This is a genomic window from Nocardia concava NBRC 100430 (assembly GCF_000308815.1).
Classification (GTDB): domain Bacteria; phylum Actinomycetota; class Actinomycetes; order Mycobacteriales; family Mycobacteriaceae; genus Nocardia; species Nocardia concava.
This window is the reverse complement of the sequence record NZ_BAFX01000095.1, coordinates 175,434-189,286: the sequence shown is the minus strand read 5'-3', so window position 1 is coordinate 189,286 and position 13,853 is coordinate 175,434. Positions and strand designations below refer to the sequence as shown.

The following is a 13,853-nucleotide window of genomic DNA, read 5'->3' as shown; positions in this document are numbered from 1 at the left end:
AGCACCTGGGTGGAGCCGTCGCACACCCACACGCCGGTGGTGGCGGCCGCGGCCTGCATGACCGCCTTGGCGTGGTCGGCGACCGGGTGCTCCAGCGACTGGAACTTCGGGGCGATGCCCAGCGCGGCGCTGTAATCGTAAGTGCCGTAGTGCAATCCGGTGCAGCGTCCGGCCGAGCGCTGGATCAGCTGCGACACCGGGGAGGTGCCGTCGGCGGCGATGATGGCCTGCGGGGACTCGATCTGCAGCTCGAACTTCAGCGATCCGGCGGGCAGTCCGTGCGCCTTCTCGATGGCCTCGGACACCTGCACGGTCAGATCGGCCTGCTCGACGTGGCGGATCTTGGGCACGGTGAACACGAAGCCCTCGGGCACGCCGCCCGCGCCCTCCAGGACCTTCTCCAGGGTACGAATGGCACGCGCCCACTCCAGGGTGGTCAGGCCCTTGGTTCGGATGCCGCGCGAACGCACCTCGGCCGGAAGGGCTTTGAGCACCGCACCGGCATTGAGGGCGGCGGCGTCCTCGACGTCGTCGCCGCGGGTGCCGTAGCCGTCCTCGAAGTCGAAGCGCAGGTCCTGGATGGGGCGCTCGCGCAGGGTCTCGAAGACCCGGTTCACGGTCTCCTCACCGGCGAGCTCCACCAGCAGATCACGCTGGCTCTCGGCGAGTTCCAGTGCGCCCGAACCCCATTCGCGCGGGGTGTCGACGGAGGCGTCCGCGCCGGATACGTACGCGGTGTGAATCGGCTGGCCGGGACGGTCACCCGGGTAGAGCCGACACAGCTCCGAATCCACAGCCTGCAAACGGGATTCGATCCCGTTCAATGTCTCCGGTGCCAGCGTCACGCCGGGCCCTCCTGTTCCTCGATGCCGAAATCGGCGAGCAATCCCACGTACTTCTTCGGTAGTGGGGCCGCGAATTCCCCGCGGCCGGACTTACGCAACTTCATGGTGACCAGCGACTGCACGGTCAGCGTGGCGGCGGCGACGCCGTCGACCACGGGTACCCCGACCTCCTCGGTCAGGAATTCACACAGATCCGCCATCCCGGCGCAGCCGAGCACGACGGCGTCGGAGTTGTCGGCGGCCACGGCCTCGCGGCAGGCGTCGGCGATGGTCTGGCGTGCCTTGGGATCCTCGAGCTCGAGCACCGGGATCTCGCAGGCGTGCACGTCGGCGCAGAAGCGTTCCATCCCATAGCGTTCCGCCAGCTCCCAGGCCCGGCCCGCGGTGCGGCCGAGCGTGGTCACGACGCTGAACTTGCGGCCCAGGTGGCTGGCGTACTGCATGGCCGCCTCGGCGATGCCGATGACCGGGCCGTGCGCCAGCTCCCGCGCGGCGTCCAGACCCGGATCGCCGAAGCAGGCGATCACGTAGCCGTCGACGCCCTCGGCCTCGCCGCGCGCGATCTCGGCCAGCAGGCCGGGCACGGCGAGCGCCTCGTCGTAGTGGCTCTCGATGGAGGCCGGGCCCATCGTGGGGTTGACGGCGTCGATCACCGTGCCGGGGGCCGCGACCAGACGCGCGCTCTCCCCGATCAGTGCCGTCATCGCGGCGGTGGTGTTGGGATTGATGACCCGGATCCGCATGAGACCACGCTATCGAACAGAAATAGTTCCGGGGTTGCTGGAACCGTATATGTTCGAAAGCCCCTGGCTCAGCGGTTATATATCTTCTTCACCTGCGGGTTCGGCGAACAAACCGGTGTCCGTGGGTAGGTGTTCCAGAACACCGTTGAGCCGTGCGTGATGCCCCTCGCTGGCAGCCAGCAAACCTTCAGCATCCCTCGCGAGGAAGGCCTGCAGCTGCTTGCTGTGGTCGGCGTGCAGCACCACGCGGTCCATGGTCGTCACATGCACCATGGGCTGCACCGGCTCGGTGATGTTCCACGCGTACTCGAGCATGTGCACCACGCGCGGCATGCCCGACGGGCGCACCAGGGCGAGATGGAAATTGCGGGTCTCGCGGTGATAGGCCACCGCGTTCTCGGTCAGCACCGCCTGCTCGAGGCGGGCGTGGATCTCGCGCAGCAGCTGGTGATCGGCCTCGGTGGCATTGTGCACGGCCGCGGCCATGGCCACCGACTCCAGGCGCTCGCGCACGACATAGAGCTCGCGCAGCTCGTCGGCGGTCAGCATGGTGACCTGGTAGCCGAAATTGGGCCGATGCTCGACCAGGCCCTCGCCGATCAGCGTCTGCAGCGACTCGCGCACCGGGATCGCGCTCACCGTGAACGCGCGCGCGATCTCACCCAGCGGCAGACCGGTGCCCGGGGGCAGGTTTCCCTCCAGGATCATCCGGCGCAATTCACCGAGAATCTCCTGCTGGGAATAGCCGCGGCGGGCATCCAGGGGCGGGTTGAGCTGGGGCAGGCGAGGTAGACGCGGGCGAGATGGCACGGACCCAACCCTAGCCCGTCGCCCGAGCGACTCGTGACGCGCGACCGGTTCCGACCGATTGTGTGGCCTATTACGCGGTCGTGTGGGTCAAATCTCGTCGGCGTCGTAGCCGAGGGCCTTGAGCGAAAGGCGATGCAGCGTTTCGCGTTCCGCCGGTGTGAGGCGAGCGAGCAGGTTATCGGTGGCGGCGAAGATCTTGGCGTCGGTCTCCTCGCGCATGCGGTTGCCCGCCGCGGTGATAGCCAGTCGGTATTTCCGGCGGTCCTCGGGATCGCGGGTGCGGGTGACCAGGCCCGCCTTCTCCAGGCTGTCGATGAGCCGGACCACCTCGCTGCGATCGATCTCCATGGCATTGGCCATGTCCTGTTGGGAGAGCTCACTGCTGCTCTCGGCGAGGTAGGTCAGCACCCAGTGCTCGCGCAGGGGGGTTTCCAGCTTCGAGTGCACGGCCTTGTGCAGCTTGCCGAGGGCGTAAGTGGGGTGTCGCAGCAGGCCGGCGAGTTGGACGTCGGGGGCGCTGCACGGTTCGTCGGGCACCCGCTGATTGTATCTATTGTTGAGTAACTCAATCATTGATACTGTCTGCAATTGAGTTGCTCATCAACTATCGAAGGAGAGTCCGGTGACGCAAATGCGTACGGACACACAGGTATCCGGCAGCGGGGGAGTGCCCGCCGCTGCTTCCGAGAAGATCCCCGCGCATGTCTGGCGCACCGCCGGTGTGGTGGTGTTCGGCGCGGTCATGGGGATGCTGGACACCTCGCTGGTGAATATCGGGCTGCGCACGATCGGCGCGGATCTGGGTGCGTCGCTGGCCACGATCCAGTGGGTGGCCAGCGCTTATCTCCTGGCGCTGGGGGTTTCGCTGACCGTGTGCGGATGGCTCGCGCGGCGGGTCGGGGTGACGCGGCTGTGGATGGGGGCGCTGGTCGCCTTCACGCTCACCTCGGTGATGTGCGCGTTCGCGCCGACCGCGGGCTGGCTGATCGCGATGCGCATTCTGCAGGGGCTCGCGGCCGGGCTGATGATTCCGGCCGGGCAGACCATCCTGGGTCAGGCCGCCGGGCCGCAGCGCATGGGCCGGGTCATGGGGGTGGTCGGCATCGCGGTGGTCGGTGCGCCCGCGATCGGGCCGACCATCGGCGGGCTGATGCTGGCGCACTGGAGCTGGGAGTGGTTGTTCCTCATCAACATTCCGTTCGGGCTGATGGGGTTGGCGCTCGGGCTGCGGTATCTGCCGCGGACCGGCGGCACGGCGACGGAGCGGTTGGATGTGCTCGGCGTGGTGTTCGCCGGTGGCGGCGTGTCCGCGGTCGTTTACGGGCTGTCGGAGATCGGCACGACCGGGTCGGTGACCTCGCTGTCGGTGTGGCTGCCGGTGGTGCTGGGCCTGGCCGGGCTGGCGGGATTCCTCGCCCGCGCACTGCGATCCGAGCGATCCGTGCTGGATGTGCGGCTGTTCGGCAACCCGAGCTTCCGGGCCGCCAATATCGCCGGGTTCTTCTCCGGCGGGGCCATGTACGGCGTAATGGTGTTGCTGCCCTTGTACTTCCAGGTGCTGCACGGCACCGGGCTCATCCGCACCGGCGTCGACCTGCTCGCCTACGGGCTGGGTGGGATCGTGATGCTTCCGCTGGGCGGCCGCCTGACCGACCGGTTCGGCGGCGGCCGGGTCGCGGTGCTCGGCAATCTCGTCGTCGCGGCCGCGGTGCTGCCGCTGGCGTTCCTGCCCGCCGACGCGAACGACGTCCTCATCCAATTCCTGCTGTTCGCAGCCGGTATGGCGACGGGCGTCGCCGCGATGCCGCTGGCCTCGGCGGCCTACGCCTCGGTGCGCCGTGACCAGCTGCCGGACGCCTCCGCCCTGGTGAACATCATGCAGCGCATCGGTGGCGCGGTCGGTGTGGCGCTGGTGGCCGTAATCCTCTCCCGCGCAACGGCATCCGACTGGTCCCTGATCTCCGGCTATCAGCTGGCCTTCGCGGCCCTGGCCGTCCTGTCGCTGGCGGGCTCGCTCGCCTCGACGGTCCTGCGCCGTCATCAGGGCCGCGCCACACTGGAAGAGTGACCGACACCGAACCTCTCGCCTCCCGCCGGACCCGCGTCGAGCGGTTCCTGCGGGACCGCGGCGCGGACGCCATCGCCCACCCCGGCGGCACCCTGCTCGCCCACCTCGGCCGAGTGTCCGACACCCTGGCCGCCTGGGGCCACGACGCCGATCTCCAACTGGCCGGTCTGGCCCACGCCGTCTACGGCACCGACGGCTTCGATCAATATCTCGTCGAACTACCCGACCGCCCAACGGTTATCGACCTACTCGGCCCCGATGCCGAGTCCCTCATCTACTTCTACGCCTCCTGTGACCGAGCGGCCCTATACCCCCGAATCGACGCCACCCCACTCGTCTTCCGAGACCGCTTCACCGGCACCGAATTCGAACCCACCACCCGCGACTTCCACGCCTTCCTCGAACTCACGGTCGCCAACGAACTAGACGTCATGGCCCAAAACTCCGACCTGGCAACCAAACACGGCGCGGCCCTCTACGGCCTCTTCACCCGAGTCCGTCCCCACTTGACCCCCGCCGCCTGGAACGCCTGCCACGCTCAGCTCGGAGGTTAGCTCCCGGAGGAGCGGCGGCGGATGAGCAGGACCGCTGATCCCGCGCCGACGACGAGACCGCCGACGATCAGGAAGCCGTCGGTCGTCTGACGCAGGGACCGCTGTTGCTCGAAGGAGCGAGTGACGGTGTGGCCCTTCTCCGTTGTGGTGCACACCTGGCCGGGATCCATGCGGTCGCCGGCGCAGTCCAGGGGGAGCAGCAGCATTCGGCCGAGGCCCACCAGGAGCATCAGCGATCCGACGCCGATGCCGATCGCATCGGCGATCGTCCGTGCGCGCCGGGAAGCGGATCTCGGTCCACGCGAAGGTGTTGGCGCAGGGGGTTTCTCGGCATTCGACGGCATGAGTGCATTCTCACCGCTCGGGTGCCCGGATCGGGAGGGTCGAGGGGGTGGTGGCCATGCGGAGCCAGGTGGTGTGGAGCCAGGCTTCGTAGGTGGCGGGGGTCCAGCCGAGGGTGCGGACGCCGAGGTTGTAGGTGTCGGCCTGGCCCAGCGGGCCGACCGTGGTGATGATCCAGTCGAGGTCGGCTTCGGGGTGAAGAAGGTTGTCGGCGTGCATTTTTCGCCAGATGTCGGCGATGTGCTGCTGGGTGGCGGCGCGGCCCGCCTGGGCTGCCTCGGCGATGAGGGGTTCGCTGGGTTCGGCCGCTGTGGCGACTGCGATCAGCGGGGCGGCTCGGGCCATCAGTTGGGCCGCGCCCTGGGCGTAGGCGGTGATGCGTTCCTCGAGGGTGGGTGCGGTGGCGGCGCGTAGGTGCCAGTCGCGGTGGGCCAGGTCGATGTCCTGGGTGTCGCCGACGATCGCGACGTCGATGGCGCGTTTGAGGAGTTCGGCCTTGGTGCCGAAGCGCAGGTAGACGGTGCGGGAGCCGACCTCGGCGGCCTCGGCGACGGCGGCCAGGGAGGTGGCGGCGTAGCCGTCGGAGAGGAACAGGCGGGTCGCCGCGTCGAGGATCTTCCGCTCGGTCTCGGCCTTGCGGGCGTCCCACAGGGGAGATGTCTTCTTGACACCGCGGCTCATTCGCTGCATCCTTACTGCATCACTACAGTGATGCTGCACTATTACATCGGTACTGCAGAGGATACCAGCAATGATCCCCACTCTGTCCGGGGTACATCACCTCAAGCTTCCCGTTTCCGATCTGACCCGCTCCATCGACTGGTACCGCACGCGGCTCGGGTACACGGTCGGGGTCGAATTCACCGAGCAGGGCGTCCTGAGGGGTGTCGCCCTGCATCATTCGAACGGCGGACCCATGCTCGGCCTGCGACTGGATCCCGAAAGGGCAGCGGCCACAGCCGGATTCGACTTCTTCTCGATCGGCGTGCCGGACCGCGCGGCCCTCGAGGCGCTCGCGGGGCACCTCACCGGCCTGGGTGAGTCCCACGCCGGCGTGCACCGCGCCTCGCTCGGCTGGATCCTGCCCCAGTTGCACGATCCGGACGGCCACGAAGTCCGCTTCTACACAGAGGAATCCCACACCGAACTCGGCGAGGATCCGCTCACCATCGACAACCCGCGCGAGACCGCCGCCGCCCGCGAGCGCGAAGAAGCACGCTGACGCGCCGGTAGACTCGGAGTCATGACCGAGCGCAAACCGCCCGGAATGACCTACGAATCGTGGATCGACAAACAGGTTCGTGAAGCTACCGAGCGCGGCGAATTCGACAATCTGCAAGGGGCGGGGAAACCCATTCCGCCCGGCGCGGCCGATGAGGACTCATGGCTGCGCGGCTATCTGAAACGCGAGGGCGCGAGCGCCGACGCCCTGCTCCCCGAATCCATCGTGCTGCGGCGCGAACGCGAACGCATGCCCGAGACCGTGCGAGACATGGTGTCGGAGAAGGAAGTTCGCGCCGCGGTCACCGACCTCAACGACCGCATCGTGCAATGGCTGCGCATGCCTTCGGGGCCCTACGTCCCGATCGGTCCGCTGAAGGTGGACGAGGTCGTCGAGAACTGGCGCGCGGAACGCGAGGCCGCCCGAGCCGCCCGCAGGCCGGTCCCGCCGCCACCTTCCGATCCTGAGCCCGCCGAACGCCCCTGGTGGCGGCGGATTTTCGGACGGTAATCCGGCCGCTGTCCATTCGAGGTCCCTTCGTTCGTCGCTTCGGTGACCGACGAAAGGGACTCCCGTGGATATCACCGACATTCAACCGAGGGCCGAGCAGGCGGGGCGGCGCGAATGGCTGGGGCTGGCCGCGCTCGCGCTGCCCGTCCTGGTCATCTCGATCGACTTCAGCGTCCTGAATCTGGCCCTGCCGAAACTCGCGGTGGATCTGTCGCCCACCAGCACCGAACAGTTGTGGATCCTCGACATCTACGGCTTCATGATCGCCGGATTCCTGGTCACCATGGGGACACTCGGGGATCGGATCGGGCATCGCAGACTGCTGCTGGCGGGGGCGGCGGCGTTCGCGGGGAGTTCGGTGCTGGCCGCGTTCGCGGTGAATCCGGCCATGCTGATCGCTGCTCGTGCCCTGCTCGGCATCGCCGGGGCGACGCTGGCGCCGTCGGGACTGGCGCTGGTCACCGCCATGTTCCCGGACCCGGCCCAGCGGGCGGGCGCGGTGGCCGCATTCACCGGCTGCTTCATGGGAGGGGCCATCCTGGGGCCGATCGCGGGTGGGCTGCTGCTCGCGCACTTCTGGTGGGGGTCGGTGTTCCTGCTGGCCGTGCCGGTCATGGTGATGCTGCTGATCGCGGGGCCGATTCTCTTGCCGGAGAGCCGAACTCGTGATGCCGGGCGGCCGGATCCGATCAGCGTCGTCCTTTCGTTAGCCGCGGTGCTGCCCGCCGTCTACGGGATCACCGAATTGGCCCGCGACGGTAGGAATCCGGGCGCGTGGGTGGCACTCGTGATCGGTGCTGTTGCCGGGTTCGCGTTCGTACGACGTCAGCGTCGTCTGCCCGATCCGCTGATCGACGTAAGCCTGTTCGGCAATCGGATCTTTCGCGGCGCGTTCGGGTCCAGCCTGGTCACCGGCATGATGCAGGGCGGCGCGATCCTGATGATCAATCTTTTCCTGCAGTCGGTGCTGGGCCTGTCCGCCCTGCGCGCCGGGCTCTGGCTGGTCCCGCCCGCCCTCGCCATGCTTGTGACCATCGGCGTATCACCGGTCCTGGCCCAGCGATTCCGGCCCGCCTACATCATCGCCACCGGGATGGTTGTCTCCGCGATCGGCTACGGCACTCTGATGCTGGTCACGGCCGATGGCGGATTGCCTGTGCTGGTAACCGGTTTCGCCATCGCCATGGCGGGCATCGGACCCGGCCTGGCCCTCGGCTACGACCTGGTGCTCGGGGCCGCGCCGCCCGATCGCACCGGTGCGGCCTCGGGGACGATGGAATCCGGCGGCCAGTTCGGCGTCGCGGCCGGGGTCGCGGTGCTCGGCAGTATCGGTGTGGCGGTGTACCGCAACGAGATTCAGTTGCCGGACGGTCTTCCGCCTGAGGCGGCCGCTCAGGCTGGGGACAGCGTCACGGGTGCCGCCGCCGTGACGCCGGGCCTGCCGTCCGCGCTGGCCGACGGCGTGCGGTCCGCCGCCGACTCGGCATTCACCGTCGGCCTGCACGCCGTATCAGCCATCAGCGCAGTGGCTTTCGTACTCCTCGCGGTGGTCGCGATCGTCGCATTCAGGGAGGTCGGGCCTCGCCGGTAGTCGTGCGGTGATCAGGGGCGCGCCGCGATGGGAGCGACCTCGGCCTCGGGAATCTCGCAGCCGTTCAGCGAGGTTCCCGCGGTCTCCCGCAGGAACGCACAGGCGATCAACCCGATCATGGAGGCCGCCACCATATAGGCCGCCGGGAACAGCGACCAGCCCGTCCGCTCGATCACCGCCTCGTTGACCAGCGGGGCGGTGCCACCGAACAGAGCCGTGGACACGTTGTAGCCCAACGCGAATCCCGCATAGCGCACATGCGTCGGGAAGATGGCCGGGAACGTCGCGCTGATGGTCGACAACTGCGGCACGTACAGCAACCCCAGCACGATGAATCCGATGACGGCCCAAACGATTCCGCGCCCCATCAACCAATACATGGGTATGGCGAGAGCGGCGAGCCCGATCAGCGACACCAGCCACATAGGCCGCCGCCCGACCCGATCGGACAGCCGCCCGAAGAACGGCAGCGACACCATCATCACCACCTGGCCGATCAACATCATTGCGGTGGTGGTGGATTCACCAACCCCGAGCGTGTGCTGCAGGTAGGTGGGCTGATAGGTGAGCAGCGTGTAGTTCACCACATTGAGCGCCACAACCAACCCGACCAGGGTGAGCACCTCACGCCGGTAGGTGGTGAGCACCTCCCACAACCCCGCCGGCGGAGTATCGCGCTCATCTTGCTCCGACAGTTCGGTGAACACCGGCGACTCATCCAGCTTGGCCCGCAGATACCACCCCGTCAGCCCCAACGGCACGGCCAGCAGAAACGGAATCCGCCACCCACCGTCGTACATGGCATCCGACCCGAGAATCACCTGACAAGCCAGCACCACCGCCGACCCGCCGACAAACCCTGCCAGCGTGCCGAATTCGAGGAAACTCCCCAGAAAACCCCGTTTACGATCCCCGGCGCATTCCGCCAGATACGTTGCGGCACCACCATATTCACCACCGGTAGAGAAACCCTGCACGACCCGCAACAGAATCAACAGCACCGGCGCGAGCACCCCGGCGGTGGCATGGGTCGGCAGCAGACCGATGGCCCCGGTGGCCGCCGACATCAACAGAATCGTGGTCGCCAGCACCGCCTTCCGCCCGATCCGATCCCCCAACGGCCCCCACACCATCCCACCCAGCGGACGCAGCACAAACGAAACCGCGAAGCCCAACATGGTGCCAAGGGTGCCCAACTCACCCGGAAAGAACGCAGATGTCAGATACCCAGCCGTAGCGGCATACACGCCATAGTCAAACCACTCGGTGGCATTCCCCATCGCACTAGCGGCAACCGACCTCCGCAAGGGAAACCCGACCCTGTCCGATTCCAACGAATCTCGCATGGAATAAATCGATACCCAAGCTCACAACCCGCAAACAGCACCCCACCCGCACGGGCCCGCCACCACCCACCCCCACCAGTACCTAAACCCGGTTAGTGATCGTGATCACTGCTGGACGCAGGCAAGGTCTTCTATCCGTACGGGCAAGAACCGTGACCGGCATGGAGCGGGCGGAGCGGGTAGGGCGGGATACGCTCGGGTGGTGCCGACTCTGTTGATCATTCATCACACGCCGTCGCCGTTCTTGCAGGAGATGTTCGAGGCGGTGGTGTCGGGGGCGACCGATCCGGAGATTGAAGGGGTTGAGGTGGTTCGGCGGGCGGCGTTGGGGGTGACCGCTAGTGATGTGCTTGCCGCTGATGGGTATTTGCTCGGGACGCCTGCGAATCTCGGGTATATGAGTGGGGCGCTCAAGCATGCGTTCGACACCTTTTACTACCCATGCCTGGACTCGACTAAAGGCCGCCCGTACGGGCTTTATATTCACGGGAATCAGGGGACCGAGGGGGCCGAGCGGAGTGTGGAGAGTGCTACTACCGGGCTCGGGTGGGAGAAGGCGGCTGCGCCGGTGATCGTTTCGGGGAAGCCGGAGAAGGGGGATATCGAGAAGTGCTGGGAGTTGGGGGCGACGGTCGCGGCGCGGTTGATGGGGTGAACTGACTCTTCCCCCGAATTCTGGTGGCTGACACATCCGGTGGTCGGACCGTCATACTCGGTGGGACGTTCGCGTAGGACGTACCTGGTGAGTGTGGGAAGAGGTGACGGCCGCCGTGGAGGCGCAAGAGTCGGGGATACGCCGGATCGGGCTGGTCGAGGACCATGAGTCGGTGGCGATCGGACTGTCGGCGATGTTGGCGCCGGAGGCCGATCTGGAGTTGGTGATCACCGCGGGGACCGTGGGTGAGTTGTTGTCGGCGGGGCCGAAATTGGATCTGGTGGTATTGGATCTGCGGCTGGCCGACGGGTCCGCGCCGGAAGACAATGTGCGGGCGCTGCGGGCGCGGGGGATCGAGGTGCTGGTGTTCACCGGCGCCGACAATCCGTTCCTGGTGCGCGCCGCCGCGCGCGAGGGTGTGCTGGGGGTGGTGCGCAAATCCGAGGATGTGCCGACCGTGGTCGCGGCCGTGCGCCGCGCCGCGCACGGCGAGCAGGTCGTCACGACGGACTGGGCGGCCGCCATCGACGGCGATCCGCAGCTGTCGGATGTCGGATTGAGCCCGCGTCAGCAGCAGGTGCTGCAGCTCTACGCCTCGGGCGAGAAGGCCTCCCGGGTCGCGCGCATGACGGGCCTGTCGGAGCAGACGGTGAACGACTACCTCGGCCGCATCCGGCAGAAGTACTCCGACGCCGGCCGCCCGGCTCCCACCAAGACCGACCTGTACAAGCGGGCCGTCGAGGACGGGTGGCTGCCTGTCCCCGAACGGAATCCGCGGGCATGACCGCCTCGGGCACCCTCGAAACACCGGCCGTATCGCGGCCGCTGCCCTCGGTCGCGGCATTCACCAAACGCCTGCGCGGCAACCTCATGAAGGACGATCCGGCCACCGCCGCCTACGACCGCATCATGCGGCGCCTGGGCATTTCGATCGGCATCGCGGGCGTGATCGTCGGCTGCGTCGAGCTGCCGGAGGTCGCCGAACAGGGCCGGCACGCGCCGGCCTGGTGGAGCGTGACCGCGCTGGTGCTGGCCTTCGGCTGGTACCCCGTGATCTCGGTGGTGTCGGCGCTGTCCGGCCCGCGCGCCACCCGCTTCGTATGCGGTTGCGCCGCGGTCAGTTTCCTGGGCGCGCTGGCCTCGATCCCGTTCGGTGTCGAACTGCATTCGGTCGACGGCACCACGGTGTGGCCGTACCGGGTGACCGCGCTGGCGGTGACCGCGGCCGTGCTGGCCTGGCCGACCCGGCTGACCGTCGCCTATCTGCTGACCGCCGCGACCTCGGCCGCCGCCGCGACGGTGTACACGGTGCCCGCGCTGACCACGCAGCATGTGGCCGAGAACTTCCTGCGCTCAGCGGGTTTGGCGGCCCTGTTCGTCTGGTGCGGCACCGCGGTCACCGGCGCCGCCGCCCGTGTCGACCGCGAGTCGGCCATCGCCAGCCGCCGCGCCGCCGCCCAGGCCGCCGCCCAGGCCCGCGACCGCGAGCACGCCCGCTTCGCCGCGCTCATCCACGACGCCGTGCTGTCCACGCTGTTGGAGGCCTCCCGCGCGGGAACCGCCTCCGATGTGCTGCAACGCCAAGCCGAGCGCACCCTGGAGCAACTCGACGAATACCGTGGCGAGGAACGCGATCCCGATCTCCTCGACGCCCGCTCGGCCGTGCTGTTCCTGCGCGCCGCCGTGCACGAGATCAATCCCAGCGTTCGCTTCGCCACCCGCACCTGGCCCGGCTTCGACGATCTGCGCATGCCGGTACATTCGGCCAGCACCATCGCCGCCGCCCTGACCGAGGCCGTGCGAAACAGCCTGCGCCACGCCGCCGTTCCGGGCCGCGAGGTGCGCCGCACCGTGACCGCCACGGTCAGCGCGGGCAGCATTCGCATCGCCTTCACCGATGACGGCGCGGGCTTCGACCTGGCCGCGGTCACCGCCGACCGGCTCGGCATCTCCATGAGCATCCTGGGCCGCATGCGCCAGCTGGCGGGCGGTTCGGCGTTCGTGGAATCCCAACCGGGCGAGGGCACCACCGTGACGCTGGTCTGGGGTGGCGATGGTTCCCGCTGACAACAACCGCCTGCTGGATCTGGACCCCCGCTTCGGCCTGCGCGATCTGCTCGGCCTGCGCGGCAGCGCGGCCTGGCTGTTCCTGCTCATCCTGGAAGCCGTCATCGCGCTGTACATGATGCGCAACTTCGGCCAGTCGCCACTGTGGGCGGCACTGGCCAGCCTCGTGCTCATGCTCAGCGCGGGCGCACTGGTCACCGCGATTCCGGTGGACCCGTTGCCGATTCCGGTGGCGCTGTACGCGGCCGCCGCGCCGCCGCTGGCCACCGCGTTGACCGTCATGACCCCCGAACGCGATGTCGTGCACGAGACGGTGTGGTCCGCGTTCGCCTCGTCCTATGTACTCGCGGTCTTGGTGTTGCGGGGCCGGATTCGCACGGCGTGGGTCGGTGTCACCGCCGTCGCCGCCGTGCTCGTCGCGATCGGACTGATCGGCGGCCGCCTCCAGCCCGGCACCTTGGCCGGCTCGCTCGTCCCGGTCGGAACCGTCACGGCCATCTCGGTTTTCACCGCGGTCATGCGACCCATGCAGCGTTCCCTGCGCATGCTGCGCGAGGACGCCATGATGCGCGCCGCCGCCGAGGCCACCATGGCCGCCGCCGACAGCGAACGCACCCGCCAGCTCGCCCGCCTCGACCGGGTGGCCCGCCCGATACTGGAACGCATTGCCGAGGGCGCGGAACTCAGCGCCACCGAACGCGAGGAATGCCGCCTGCTGGAGGCCGAACTTCGCGACGGCCTGCGCGCGCCGCAGCTGGTGACCGATGAATTGAGCGGCGCGGCCCGTGGTGCACGGGCACGCGGTGTGGAGGTCATCCTCCTCGACGACGGCGGTTTCTCGGGCGTCCCCCAATGGGTCCGCAAACGCGTGATCGACGCCGCCACAAAGGAACTCGACGCCATCAACTCCGGCCGCATCACCGTGCGGGTGCTCCCGCTGGGCCGCCACGTGCTGGCGACCGTCCTCGCGACCGGGCCCGATTACGACCGCCGGACCGAGATCGACACCGACGGCAAGGTCACCGTCTCGGCCGACTGACCTCTCCGTCATTCCGGCGTGCTTTTGGCCGGAATCCACCATGGATCCCGGCCAAAAGCAC

The 13,853-nt window shown here is 68.2% G+C and carries 16 protein-coding genes; 9 read left to right on the top strand and 7 right to left on the bottom strand.

The genetic code is table 11. The features are described 5' to 3' along the window. The 4 genes from ON43_RS22585 to ON43_RS22570 form a co-directional block, all read right to left on the bottom strand. Positions 1-845, bottom strand: an 845-nt coding sequence (locus ON43_RS22585) for a DUF6986 family protein (protein ID WP_040810470.1), incomplete at its 3' end; no start/stop codon positions are given. Next, positions 842-1,588, bottom strand: a complete 747-nt coding sequence (locus ON43_RS22580) for an aspartate/glutamate racemase family protein (protein ID WP_040810468.1) — start codon at positions 1,586-1,588, stop codon at positions 842-844. The genes ON43_RS22585 and ON43_RS22580, both read right to left, overlap by 4 nt. 75 nt (positions 1,589-1,663) lie before the next feature. Further along, positions 1,664-2,398 (bottom strand): GntR family transcriptional regulator, encoded by a 735-nt coding sequence (locus tag ON43_RS22575; RefSeq protein WP_040810466.1) that lies wholly within the window; start codon positions 2,396-2,398, stop codon positions 1,664-1,666. An 87-nt stretch (positions 2,399-2,485) separates the two neighbouring features. Next, on the bottom strand, positions 2,486-2,935 hold the full coding sequence (locus ON43_RS22570; RefSeq protein ID WP_040810592.1) for a MarR family winged helix-turn-helix transcriptional regulator: 450 nt from the start codon (positions 2,933-2,935) through the stop codon (positions 2,486-2,488). A gap of 94 nt (positions 2,936-3,029) precedes the next feature. Between ON43_RS22570 and ON43_RS22565 the strand changes: the two genes are divergently transcribed. After that, on the top strand, positions 3,030-4,466 hold the full coding sequence (locus ON43_RS22565) for a DHA2 family efflux MFS transporter permease subunit (RefSeq protein ID WP_086007996.1): 1,437 nt from the start codon (positions 3,030-3,032) through the stop codon (positions 4,464-4,466). Beyond that, positions 4,463-5,020: a DUF6817 domain-containing protein gene (locus ON43_RS22560; protein WP_051178927.1), complete on the top strand. Its 558-nt coding sequence runs from the start codon at positions 4,463-4,465 to the stop codon at positions 5,018-5,020. The genes ON43_RS22565 and ON43_RS22560 overlap by 4 nt, the downstream gene beginning before the upstream one ends. On the opposite strand, the gene ON43_RS22555 is transcribed toward ON43_RS22560, so the two are convergent. Continuing rightward, positions 5,017-5,250 (bottom strand): hypothetical protein, encoded by a 234-nt coding sequence (locus tag ON43_RS22555; RefSeq protein WP_040810465.1) that lies wholly within the window; start codon positions 5,248-5,250, stop codon positions 5,017-5,019. The genes ON43_RS22560 and ON43_RS22555 overlap by 4 nt on opposite strands. Positions 5,251-5,374: 124 nt before the next feature. Beyond that, the gene (locus ON43_RS42695) at positions 5,375-6,043 is read right to left on the bottom strand and encodes a TetR/AcrR family transcriptional regulator (protein WP_051178926.1); all 669 of its coding nucleotides are present in this window, start codon (positions 6,041-6,043) and stop codon (positions 5,375-5,377) included. Positions 6,044-6,113: 70 nt separating this feature from the next. On the opposite strand from ON43_RS42695, the gene ON43_RS22545 reads away from it, so the two are divergent. The 3 genes from ON43_RS22545 to ON43_RS22535 all read left to right on the top strand — a co-directional run bounded on the left by ON43_RS22545 (position 6,114) and on the right by ON43_RS22535 (position 8,685). Then, complete coding sequence (locus ON43_RS22545; protein ID WP_051178925.1) at positions 6,114-6,584, top strand: VOC family protein; 471 nt, start codon at positions 6,114-6,116, stop codon at positions 6,582-6,584. A gap of 21 nt (positions 6,585-6,605) precedes the next feature. Continuing rightward, positions 6,606-7,094: a DnaJ family domain-containing protein gene (locus ON43_RS22540; RefSeq protein WP_040810463.1), complete on the top strand. Its 489-nt coding sequence runs from the start codon at positions 6,606-6,608 to the stop codon at positions 7,092-7,094. Between the two features lie 64 nt (positions 7,095-7,158). Further along, a complete protein-coding gene (locus ON43_RS22535) occupies positions 7,159-8,685 on the top strand; it encodes an MFS transporter (RefSeq protein WP_245568696.1) in 1,527 nt (508 codons plus the stop codon). 11 nt (positions 8,686-8,696) lie between these two features. Here ON43_RS22535 and ON43_RS22530 read toward each other — a convergent pair whose 3' ends face one another. Beyond that, positions 8,697-10,031, bottom strand: coding sequence for an MFS transporter (locus tag ON43_RS22530; RefSeq protein WP_083913611.1), 1,335 nt, complete (start codon positions 10,029-10,031; stop codon positions 8,697-8,699). A gap of 202 nt (positions 10,032-10,233) precedes the next feature. Here ON43_RS22530 and ON43_RS22525 point away from each other — a divergent pair, with 202 nt between their 5' ends. From ON43_RS22525 to ON43_RS22510, 4 genes are all read left to right on the top strand, one after another. Then, positions 10,234-10,686 (top strand): flavodoxin family protein, encoded by a 453-nt coding sequence (locus ON43_RS22525; protein ID WP_040810581.1) that lies wholly within the window; start codon positions 10,234-10,236, stop codon positions 10,684-10,686. A gap of 115 nt (positions 10,687-10,801) precedes the next feature. After that, entirely contained in the window at positions 10,802-11,470 is a 669-nt protein-coding gene (locus tag ON43_RS22520; RefSeq protein WP_040810580.1) for a response regulator transcription factor, read from the top strand. After that, positions 11,467-12,753, top strand: coding sequence for a sensor histidine kinase (locus ON43_RS22515; protein ID WP_040810460.1), 1,287 nt, complete (start codon positions 11,467-11,469; stop codon positions 12,751-12,753). The genes ON43_RS22520 and ON43_RS22515 overlap by 4 nt, the downstream gene beginning before the upstream one ends. Further along, positions 12,740-13,792, top strand: a complete 1,053-nt coding sequence (locus ON43_RS22510) for a DUF8320 family protein (protein WP_051178948.1) — start codon at positions 12,740-12,742, stop codon at positions 13,790-13,792. Before ON43_RS22515 ends, ON43_RS22510 begins: the two co-directional genes overlap by 14 nt. The last annotated feature ends 61 nt before the right edge of the window (positions 13,793-13,853 follow it).